Origin of the sequence: Zarconia navalis LEGE 11467, from assembly GCF_015207075.1 — a bacterium.
Lineage (GTDB): Bacteria > Cyanobacteriota > Cyanobacteriia > Cyanobacteriales > Geitlerinemataceae > Zarconia > Zarconia navalis.
The window spans coordinates 1-10,980 of record NZ_JADEXN010000118.1; the positions used below are offsets into that span (position 1 = coordinate 1).

The window sequence follows — 10,980 nt, forward strand, 5'->3', positions numbered from 1 at the left end:
CACTAGGACTTTGAGGATGACCCAACCGATGGCAACGGCCAAGCCGACAAAACCCAGATTGAGGGTAATCGGATCGATGAGCAGATCGCGCATCAACCTGGCTCGTTCGGCGCGAGTGGCGGGGTCTTCGTATTCTCCTTCCTCTTGGCTGCCCTCGTTGGCTTCTGGGTTTTCATCTGTATTTTTTTTGCCGGTTTGAACCTGGACGTATCCTTTACGACGACCCCAATCGGCCAGGAGAATACCGGAGACGATGCCGGTGACGATACCCACGGTGGCCAAACCTAACGCTAAATCGCCCCCTTCGGGAAAGCCCAACTCTTCAAACGTGCCCGCCATTCCGGCTGCCGTGCCGTGTCCCCCTTCAAAGGCAATTTCGATCAGTGCCCCGGCGATCGGATTGAGTCCGAAAACAGGGGTGAGTACTGTGATGACGAGTAACAGTCCCACCACGTATTGTCCCCAGGCGATGGTTTGACCGAATGCCACTTGGGGGGCGGCTTTGCGCCAAATTTCTCTCGGGCTGGGAATAGTTTCCCCTAAAAACAGGGCGGCGAAGACAACATTAATAAAGACTCCTGGAGATTGAGACCAAACCAAACGAATGGGTTCGGAGAATAGCCCCCCACCGAGGGGGGAATTCGACCCAAAAATCGCCCCGAGAATTTCCGGCCCGAGGAGTAAAGCCAATCCTCCAGCGACGATCGAGCTGGGAATGAAGAGTGCTTGAAAAAGCGACACTTTCTGCCGGACGAACCGACCGGCAAGAATCAGTAGGGCGATGAGTACGAAGGCGAAAAAGGCATCTTGAAGGGTGAAAGCGTTAGATACTGCCGGGGTGGCCGAACTTGCCATTGCCCCGAGAATATCCGTACCGAAGATTAGTACCAAAGTGGTTACGATGACAAAACTGGGAATATAGAGTGTCCTCACCCATGGAAATCGACGTCCGAGCGATCGGACAAGACCAAGAACTAGACTGATGAGGAGACACAGAATAAAGATATATATCGATATGTTTTGGAGATTTAGCATGGTGTTCGGGTCAGCTTCTCCATTAAATTTTTCACTATATTTGAGACGATCGTCCTTTATGTTTCGACACTAACACCGACTTCGGGAGTCTGTCACTTTTTGAGTTGGGCGCGCGCGTGAATTCGTTGGCGATAGCGATCGACGATCTCCCGTATGTCTCGAATGAGTAGGACTCCTTCAATGGAGGATAGGTTGTGTTGGGCCATTCTTTCGTCTGGGGGCTTTGACAAAACCGTTCGTGCGATCGCGATCGGATGGGCGCTCGATCTCGCTATGGGTGTCGGGTAATGGCGGGACATTCTTCTTCCTTTTTGGGAGGGTTGTGGATAGAAATAAGTGCTCTGTTGAGAAAATCGTCCCGCAGAGCGATCGATCTGCGATCTAGTGCTTTGACCTTCTTACGTGCAGATTACAGCGTTCGCTCGGTTTCCACATCCCTCTACTTGGCGATCTTATCTTCCTCCGACTGGATGATACTCACGCGTTGCGATCGCGATCGCATTGCATTCGATGTACGAGTCACTCGTTTCCAGTGGTGAAATTCATGTTTCTCGGGCGATCGGCTCACCCTCGCCAACGGACATCAAATTTAGGATAGATGTATTGTCGGCCCTATTCCTATCTGCTATGACGACTACCGTAATTTTAAACCCCATGAATCCCTGGCTTTGCAGTCGTACCGTTCAAGAAAGATTGTTGCAGTATTGGGAAGCCAAGCAAAACTCCGAATCGAAGCAAACCTCGCCCTCTCCGTTGATTACCGTTTCGATCGACGTTGCCCAAAAAACCTCGAACAGCAGCTACGAGCAATTGGGGATACCTGCAACTGCATGAAATATCGATCGCCCGATCGGGTGATGTGTTAACGGCTCAAATCGATAAACTTAAGGGGTAAGCTGTTTGGGAAATAAGGTGCGCCCGGATGAAAACTCTTCCCCGATCCCAAGAAAACCTCTGGTTACAAAGCAAAGAACTCTACGATCGCGTCGTCCAATACTGGGCCAATCCACCACAACCGCTCCCAGTTAGCATTCAAGTCGATCGTCAAAGCATAAGTCATATAAATTCTAGAAACTCGATCCAGAACTAATGGTCTGTCCCATTAGTTTTGCGAGGTTACTCATTTCTAGAAAGCTTGCAAATTAAGGGTTTTAGAACTACAGGAACTTTTAAAACTAATGACATGAAGCACTAGTCCCGATTGTAGGCCTAACTGATGACAGACTCTAGTGCTCCACGAAGCTAACTTTGCCAGGATTGAGAGCGACTGTTAAACGTTAAACTGACTCAAATACCCGAGAGTGTATGAGTCAGAAGAAATATATCGATCTTCAAAACCCGCCCTCTCCTGCGAGACTTAGCGATCGCTCGATTGCTGGCGCAGCAGCCAGACGCAGAACGTCAGCATCAGTAGGGTGGTGGTAGATGTGTTGCCAGCCGGAGGTAGGGAAACTTCGATCGGGAGATTCGGGGTTGTGGGTTGGCTGGTGTAGGTGTTGGTGTCGTGAATGGGTTGCATGACGATTACTCCTATTGCAATGTATTTTTTGTCATCTGCAACTATCTAAAACCACGCCAGACTGAGTACTTGAGTGCAAATGTCCGATTTATAGTCTGACTTTTGGTCTGAGATTCGATCGCTGCGGAAACTCGATCGAAATCATTTGACTGAGAATGTCTGAGTTCAAGGTCGATCGATTCTCGGACAGCAACTCGGAAACCTCGCCGCTACAATCGAGGAAACCGTTCGGACAATCGAGTTATGGGTCGATCGCTCAAAGTCGCACCGCAACACATCAATACAGTTAAGTTGGCATTGAAACGTCAGGGATTTCCCAGCCAAACAGCATTAAAAGAAGAAGTGGGACTGGCGAGATCGACGGTGAGTAAGTTTTTGAATGGGGAATCCGTCGATCGTTGGGTTTTTCTCGAACTTTGCGAAAAATTGGGACAGGATTGGCAGGACATTGCCGACAAGGAAGTTGAGACAGCGTTGCCAACGCCATCTGATTCACCATCTCATCCTTTCCAACCCAGCACCTACAACGCCGAAACCTGGGTAGAACGTCAACAACCCCTTGCCGAAGCGACGGAACACCTGCGGGGAAACTGCTGCATCCTGCTGATAACAGGAATCACCGGACAGGGAAAAACGGCGCTGGCGGAACGGGTGGCAGTTGAGTTGTCAGGGGAATTGCAATCGGAATGGCAGCCGTTGCGGGGGGTGAATTTAGATGACGAGACGGCGCGAAATTTTGAGGTGGCAGTGGAACGGTTGCTGGTGCAGATGGGAGAAACAGTGCAGGCAGAAGATCGGACACAGCCGCAATTTTTGCTCAACCGTTTGGTGAAACGATTGCAAGAGAACCCCTATCTGGTGCCAATCGATTCTTTAGAAGTGCTACTGGAAGGCAAGACAGATTTTGCCGTACACAACGAGTTTCGAGAAGAATATCGGGATTGGTGGCAGTTTTGCCAACGTCTGCTACTGAGTCCTACTTGTCAAAGTCGGCTAATTCTCACTTCCCAAGATTTACCGACTCAGTTTGCCAGTTGCAAGTCTCGATTTTGGCACCAACTGTCGCTATCGGGATTGAACGGGGACGAACAGATGCAGTTGTTTGAAAAGTTGCTGGGAAAACAACTACCAGAGATTTCCCCCGAGGCGCAGGAATACCTGAAACGGATGGGAAATGCCTACGAAGGACATTCTTTGGTACTCGAAGTCATCGCTGGGGAAATTGCCACGGATTTTGCTGGAAATGTCGTGGGATACTGGCAGCGATACCGTCGGGAGTTTGAAGAGATTGAAGCCACTCCAGGAAATCAGCAGTTACAGCGTCGAGTGAAAGTGCGGGTACGGCAGTCTTTGGAACGGTTGCAGCAGGATAGCGAGGCGGCATTTGGATTATTGCTTGCGGCTTCGGTCTATCGCCGTAAAGTGCCGGAGTCTTTTTGGCTGGCAATGGTGGAAGGGGAAGACGGAGACAATCTTTTGGAGATGCTGAAATTGCGGGGGTTAACCATCCGCGAATATAATCCCCAACTTGGCGAGTTCTTTCTACGACAGCACAACCTGATTCGGAATACCGCAGGGGAATGGTTGCACAAGAAGATGCCGGAACTTTGGAAGGCAGTACATTACATGGCTGTAAAAGTTTGGCTGAACCAGTACCAACCGGAACCGGATGCGGAGAATTTGGAGAAAGTGCGGGGATATTTGGAGGCGTTTTATCATTGTTGCCAGGTGGAGGATTGGGAGGCAGTAAAGGAGATTCTTAATATGCGGGTTGACTCGCCGACACAAGAGCAATTGCACAATCAACTGCAAACCTGGGGGTACTATCGTCAACAGATCAAACTTTTGAGTCAACTGCTAGGTAAACTCAACAATCGCTGGACCGGAATTTGTTTTAATGGCATGGGCAATGCTTACCATTCCTTGGGAGAGTACCAAAGGGCGATCGACTTTTACCAGCAGTATTTAGCTATCGCGCGCGAAATTGGCAATCGAAATGGGGAAGGAACTGCTTTGGGGAATCTCGGCGTTGCTTACCAATTCTTAGGAGAGTACCAAAGGGCGATCGACTTTTACCAGCAGCATTTAGCCATCGCGCGTGAAATTGGCGATCGAAATGGGGAAGGAACTGCTTTGGGAAATCTCGGTCTTGTTTATCAATCCCTGAGAGAGTACCAAAGGGCGATCGATTTTCATCAACGAAGTTTAGCCGTTGCCAAAGAGATAAAAAATTACCAAGGTGAAGGAATAGCCTTAGTCAACTTTGGGAAAATCGAATTTACATTAGAACGGTATTCAAAAGCATTAGAAAATATGCAGCGTGCTTTAGAAATTTTCGAGACGATTAGCTCTCGTTCTGGCGAAGCAACTGCACTCCAAAACTTAGCAGCGATTAACGAAAAGTTAGGCAATATTGATGTTGCTCTAGAGTACTGCGATCGAGCTTTAAAAATTGCCACAGAACTCGGCATCCCCCTCGCCCAAGACTGCCAAGACTTAAAAGAACGACTCCTCAACCCAACATCCTAGAATAAAGACTAGGAGGATACCCATCATGGAAACCATCACCCTCGATCTCAACCCCATTTTTCAACTCACCGACGAGCAGTTTTTTCAACTGTGCCAGCACCACCGCGACTATCGTTTCGAGCGTACCGAATTAGGAGAAATCATCATCATGACCCCCACAGGCGGAGAAACTGGAACCCGCAATTCTGACTTCAACTATCAACTTCAATCCTGGAATCGCAAAACCAAACTTGGCATTGTCTTCGATTCTTCCACGGGTTTTAAGCTACCCAATGGCGCAAACCGTTCCCCCGATCTTTCCTGGATTCCCCAACATCGCTGGGACGCTCTCACTGCCGAACAACGCCAGAAATTTCTTCCCTTATGTCCCGATTTCGTCCTGGAGTTGCGTTCTCCAAGCGATAGCTTGAAAACCCTGCAAAACAAGATGGTTGAATATATCGAAAATGGGACAAAATTGGGCTGGCTCATCGATCCGAAAAATCGTCGCGTTGAGATTTATCGTCCTAACCAAGATGTGGAAATTCTCGATGTACCGACAATGCTTTCTGGCGAAGATATTTTACCGGAATTTATTTTAGAGTTAACGACAATATGGTAGGATGGCACTATTTTAAATTGTAGGGTGGGCAGTTCTAGCTTAAATCTACGGAAGAAAAACTGCCCACCCTACTCCTTAAGTCGATCTTGAATTTCTAGTTATTAAACCTACCCACTCCTCCTACACTTATTACTTATCGACTGCGACGAAACAAATGCTCGTGTTCGGGATGGTAAAGGCGCGATCGCGTTTTTCCTCCCCTAGCTGCCAACGCCGGACTAATCACGTATAGCGTCGTCCGAATCAACTTCTCCCCTTGGGTCACCGCCGCCATCTCCTGCAAGGGAACCACCCACATCTGCTCGTCGGGCCATCCCAGGCGATAGCACACCGCCACGGGGGTATCTGCCGGGTAGTGTGCCGTCAACTTATCCTGAGCCTTCTGGGCGTGGCGGGCGGCAAGATACAAGCACAAACTCGCGCGATGGGCCGCCAAAGATGCCAACTCCTCCGCCGGGGGCACCGAAGACGCCGCCCCACTAATCCGGGTGAGGATAATCGTCTGCACCAACTCCGGCACGGTTAGTTCTACCTTCAGCTTTGCTGCCGCCGCTTGGAAGGCGCTAATACCGGGAATGACCTCAAAGGGAATCTCTGCTTCGCTCAGGGCTTGCATTTGCTCGTGAACGGCCCCGTAGAGGGTTGGATCGCCCGAGTGCAGGCGCACCACCGAACGACCCTCGCGCACCCGCGAAATCATCACCGGGAGCATCTCCTCTAAGGTTTTATGACCGGTGCGGATAATTTCCGCATCGGCGCGAGTTCCCGCCAAAATCTGCGATGGCACCAGGGAGTCTGCAAAGAGAATGACATCCGCTCGTGCCAGAAGATTTTGGGCTTTGACCGTCAGTAACTCCGGATCGCCGGGTCCCGCCCCCACGATATAAACCGCAGGTTCAAGGGACTCCGGTGAAATAGCATCTGTTGTCATTACTCTTCCTGTACCGTTTCGAGGCGATCGCTATCGTTAAAGACTATCCGCAGCCAGGGCGGTGCAATAAACGTCGTCAAAATCACCATCACAATCACTGCCGCTTGCAGCGAGTCAGACAACACGCCACTGGCCGCACCGACTCCAGCAAACACCAATCCCACTTCCCCTCGGGGAATCATGCCTACGCCAATGCCCAAGCGCTTAATATCCGGCTGGCCGAAGACCGTAAAGCCCGTGACGACCTTACCCACGATCGCAACGACAATTAAGAATGCCGCAATTGCCAATCCGGCACGATTGGAGGGAACCGTCGGATCGAGAACGGCTAAATCCGTGCGCGCACCCACCACCACGAAGAAAATGGGAACGAGCATATCCGAAATCGGAATCACCTGTTTTTCAAGTTCTTCTTGGATTTCCGTTTCCCCGAGCACCAATCCGGCAGCAAATGCCCCGAGAATGGCCTCAAGTTGAATGGCCGCGGCCACATAAGAGAGCAAGAACGCGAAAATCAACGCCGAAATCAACAGCGGACCTCGGGTTTTCAACTCTTTAACCAGGGCGACAAAATAAGGTCCGAGCAATCGCCCCAAGACAATTGTCCCCACCAGAAATGCTCCCGCACTAATGGTCAGGTAAATAATATTCATCACTTCGATTTCGCCGGTTTTAACCAAACTGGCAACCACCGCAAGAATAATAATTCCCAATACGTCATCGAGAACCGCAGCCCCGATGATAATTTGACCTTCTTTAGAACTCAAACGACCGATTTCGGCGAGCACCTTCGCGGTGATACCGATACTCGTCGCCGTCAGAGCGGCTCCGGCAAAAATCGCCGGAATTGTCGCCACTCCGAAAAAGGCGATCAACCCCATCGTTCCTAAGGTAAAGGGAAGGACAACTCCCACCACCGCAACAATTGCCGCTTGAGGTCCGTATTTGATCAGCTCCGAAAGTTCCGATTCGAGTCCGATTTCAAACAGCAGAATCACCACCCCCAGTTCCGAGAGAACGGAGATCACCTCGCTTTGGGCCTCGAAGGTCACCTGCAACGCTTCTGGGGTCAAACTGCTGGTGGATTGGAGAATACTCATAATCAGGGAATCGCTCCCCAAAGCTCCCGAATCGGGAAAAACCAGTAAATTAAGAGCTGAAATACCAACCACCACCCCGCCAACTAAGTCCCCCAGAACGGGGGGTAGGTTAATCCGAGCGCAGATTTCGCCCCCGATTTTGCTAGCAAAGTAGATGGCCACCAAACTCAGCAACACCCCAGCCAGAACGACAGAAGATTCAGCTTCTGGCTCGGTTTCCGTGGCTGCCGCTAGCACCGGGGCGATCGTGCTGCGGGCAACAAGCATCGAAAAGAACGTGGGTAGATTTACCCAGTCAATGCAATCAAACATTCACGATGTACTCAAAACTCGTTCTGTCTAATGTACATGGTTATCGATCGGTTGGGAGTTTGGAAAAGCTGGCGGGTGTCGTTTGTTTAGATTCGGGTGTGGGTCCTTGGGGGCGAGGAAAATCCAGAAGATACGGGAGATACAGGGGAGATACAGGAGGTGAACGGGCACGGAAGAGAATAATTAGAATAAATCTCGGTGATTAGCAATTAACATCTCGGGTCAAGTTTTCCGAGTCAATTGACGAGGTTCGATAGACTCGAAATTTGAACGCTGTCGATCGGTCCCAATCATCGATGGTGACCGATTCAGCGACACCGCAGCACGTCGTTTACAAGTGACCGTTGACTCTGTGCGAGCAATGGCTATCCCCAGTTCTGGGGAGTTCCCTCAAGCAAAAACTCGATGTTGAAGGGAGGGCATTTGGCTGCGAACCTGTTCGATGCGGTTGGGATCGATTTTGGCGATCGCCACCCCGCTTTTATCTCCCGCATCGGCGAGGATAACTCCCCACGGATCGACGATGGTTGCATGACCGTGGGAATGACGTAAATCGTAATGACATCCCGTTTGCGCTGGAGCGATAACATAACAGGTATTTTCAATGGCTCGCGCTTGCAGGAGGACTTGCCAGTGGTCTTTCCCGGTATAGGCGGTAAAAGCGGCCGGAACGAACAGGATATCGGCACCCTTACTCGAGAGATGGCGGTACAATTCGGGAAAACGAACATCGTAACAAACCGACAGACCCAAACTTCCCAATTCCTCCGAACGATAGACAGAGGGTAAATCGGTTCCGGCTTTAACAGTTCCCGACTCTTCATAAGTATTGCCATCGGGCAGGTTGACATCAAACAGATGTACTTTTTGATACCGAGCCAGTTCGATGCCGTGAGGATCGACGATGGTTGCAGTGTTATACACTTTGCGGTCGCCCACCGGAACGGGAAAGCCACCCCCGACGACGGTGATTTGGTAGCGCTGTGCCATCGTTTTCAAGAATTGCTCGCTTTGCTCGGAGATTTCTTGGGCAAGCTCGACTTTGTCTTTTTCTTCTCCCAGGAACGAAAAGTTCTCTGGCAAGCTCACCAACTCTGCTCCCTGACGAACGGCTAAGTCAATGAGTTCTTCAGCCTGCACCAGATTTTTCTGTAAATCTGGGATGCTGGTCATTTGAATGGCTGCGGCAAGATAGGACTTCATAGATCGATCGATGAAATGAGGTGAAAATTTGTAAAAGACAAATTCCATTGTCTCTAAAAGTGAGAAGTCGGGAGTCAGAACGAGAAGATCTTTCTGACTCCCGACTTCTAGGGTCGATGGATGTGGGGGGATCGATCGAAGATGGGGACGCTACTCCCGCAATCGATCTCCCACATTCGGTTTAGTTAGGATTCGTTCGCAATTTCCACCGCTCTAGATCGTCCGCGACTGCCGTCCAGTAATATTGAGGAAAGCAGGCGTAGTTAAACTCACAGCAACGGAAAATGTCCTCGATACGACGGTATCGAGCCAGCGACCAATCTCGCAAAATTTGCCAGGAGGGATGAAGTCCTTCGGCTTCGATGAAACCATTGGCGGCCTCGCGCAACCTGGGCAAGTACTCATCGAGCCAAAACTCGATAAGCTGGTAATAGCCGCGATTGCCCGAGCAGCGCAATTGCAAAATTTCCTCGCGAGTGACGCCGAAGCGCGCTAAAATCTCCCTCGGAAAATAGCAAATGCCTTGCTGTGCATCCTCATGCAAATCGCGCAGGTTGTTGTAGAACTGGTCGAGCATCCCGAAATAGCACGCAGCTTGCCAAAGATTTGGCGGCAAAAATGGCAGAATCTGGAAGAATCTACCGGCCAAATTTTCGAGCATCTGCTCGTATTGTTCGAGGCTTTCTACAACGAGATTGGGCTGGTGGTAGGTGGAAATTGCCTGGAGGTAAATATCCCAGGATTCCACTGCCAGCTTGTCGGCACGAGTTGCTCCCGGACCGAACCAACAGGCCTGCATTCGAGTCAGCATGGACTCGCGAGGATGACCTGGCGGCACGAACCCGCGATCGCACAAAAACTGCCAACCCGCCCGAAACTGTTGAAATTCGCAACAGCGATCGTCGAGCAGCTCGTTTTCCGCCCATCGATCGACCAACCGAATCCAGCCGATCCGCTCGATCCATTCTCGGCGAACGGAAGGCGCTAATGTCATCACCCAAGCAACGTTGTCTTCGTCCTTGAGAGAATCATCAGCTAAGGCACGGTACAAAGACGATCCCACCAATTGGGAAATTTGCACCTGCCGCGAACGAGCATTCGAAAAACGCTCGTTTTTTGAATCGAATCCAATATCAATGGATGTATACACCCTGAATACCCCGAAACTCTGTAAGAATTGCCAAAACTCGATCGGCTTAAAGCTGACCGATTGTTGAAATTCAACTACCTATAGATTAGATCGAATTTCAAGCGCGAAAACTCCAAAAACCTCGAGCAACGTACCACCCTACATCCCCAATCTCTGTTCGATCGACTCAGTTGCTTTTACTCCCTCGAACCTTACTTTTCCGTATTTACTCACCTTTTTTGAATCAAATGAGGCGGGCAAAATTCAGTAGTTCTTCAGGAAACAGTCTGAATTTCTGTGGATCTGAGTTAAATTGTAACTAGAATCTGGCGGTAAGATTCGGCCGATCGAGGTAATTAACCTCACCAGCTTTATCGCATTGAGACTTGGTGGATTGGTTTTGGGGTGCATATCAATACTGCTGTCACAGCAACCGATCGAATTTTTTCGGGATCGCACTCAACCCCGAAAAAACGGTTGGATGGTGAGATAGGTATACAGAGCGTATCCAGACACCCGGTAAACATGGTATGTCCCTCAAACAAGAGCATGGCAAACAGCGTCGGCGATTGGCAAAACTAGAAGAGCAACTCCAGCAGTTCGAACGTTTACCCACTCCGC

At 50.1% G+C, this 10,980-nt stretch carries 10 protein-coding genes; 4 read left to right on the top strand and 6 right to left on the bottom strand.

Annotation, left to right across the window (positions count from 1 at the left end; genetic code table 11):
* Nucleotides 1-891: sodium/glutamate symporter (locus tag IQ235_RS08375; protein WP_319592561.1), on the bottom strand; the 891-nt coding region annotated here is incomplete at its 3' end.
* A gap of 398 nt (nt 892-1,289) precedes the next feature.
* Here IQ235_RS08375 and IQ235_RS08380 point away from each other — a divergent pair.
* A complete protein-coding gene (locus IQ235_RS08380) occupies nt 1,290-1,574 on the top strand; it encodes a hypothetical protein (RefSeq protein ID WP_264321026.1) in 285 nt (94 codons plus the stop codon).
* A gap of 88 nt (nt 1,575-1,662) precedes the next feature.
* Complete coding sequence (locus IQ235_RS08385) at nt 1,663-1,869, top strand: hypothetical protein (protein WP_264321027.1); 207 nt, start codon at nt 1,663-1,665, stop codon at nt 1,867-1,869.
* Between the two features lie 523 nt (nt 1,870-2,392).
* Here the strand turns inward: IQ235_RS08385 and IQ235_RS08390 are convergent.
* Nucleotides 2,393-2,554, bottom strand: a complete 162-nt coding sequence (locus IQ235_RS08390) for a hypothetical protein (RefSeq protein WP_264321028.1) — start codon at nt 2,552-2,554, stop codon at nt 2,393-2,395.
* A gap of 243 nt (nt 2,555-2,797) precedes the next feature.
* On the opposite strand from IQ235_RS08390, the gene IQ235_RS08395 reads away from it, so the two are divergent.
* Together IQ235_RS08395 and IQ235_RS08400 are read left to right on the top strand one after the other, a co-directional pair.
* Complete coding sequence (locus tag IQ235_RS08395) at nt 2,798-5,083, top strand: tetratricopeptide repeat protein (protein ID WP_264321029.1); 2,286 nt, start codon at nt 2,798-2,800, stop codon at nt 5,081-5,083.
* A gap of 25 nt (nt 5,084-5,108) precedes the next feature.
* Complete coding sequence (locus IQ235_RS08400) at nt 5,109-5,684, top strand: Uma2 family endonuclease (protein ID WP_264321030.1); 576 nt, start codon at nt 5,109-5,111, stop codon at nt 5,682-5,684.
* A gap of 133 nt (nt 5,685-5,817) precedes the next feature.
* On the opposite strand, the gene cobM is transcribed toward IQ235_RS08400, so the two are convergent.
* The 4 genes from cobM to IQ235_RS08420 form a co-directional block, all read right to left on the bottom strand.
* A complete protein-coding gene (gene cobM / locus IQ235_RS08405) occupies nt 5,818-6,615 on the bottom strand; it encodes a precorrin-4 C(11)-methyltransferase (protein WP_264321031.1) in 798 nt (265 codons plus the stop codon).
* Entirely contained in the window at nt 6,615-7,982 is a 1,368-nt protein-coding gene (locus IQ235_RS08410; protein ID WP_441373250.1) for a cation:proton antiporter, read from the bottom strand. Before IQ235_RS08410 ends, cobM begins: the two co-directional genes overlap by 1 nt.
* Before the next feature lie 435 nt (nt 7,983-8,417).
* Nucleotides 8,418-9,230 carry a carbon-nitrogen hydrolase family protein gene (locus IQ235_RS08415; RefSeq protein ID WP_264321033.1) on the bottom strand — a complete coding sequence of 271 codons (813 nt, stop codon included), beginning with the start codon at nt 9,228-9,230 and terminating at the stop codon, nt 8,418-8,420.
* Nucleotides 9,231-9,411: 181 nt separating this feature from the next.
* Nucleotides 9,412-10,311 (bottom strand): squalene/phytoene synthase family protein, encoded by a 900-nt coding sequence (locus tag IQ235_RS08420; protein WP_264321034.1) that lies wholly within the window; start codon nt 10,309-10,311, stop codon nt 9,412-9,414.
* Between the last annotated feature and the right edge of the window lie 669 nt (nt 10,312-10,980).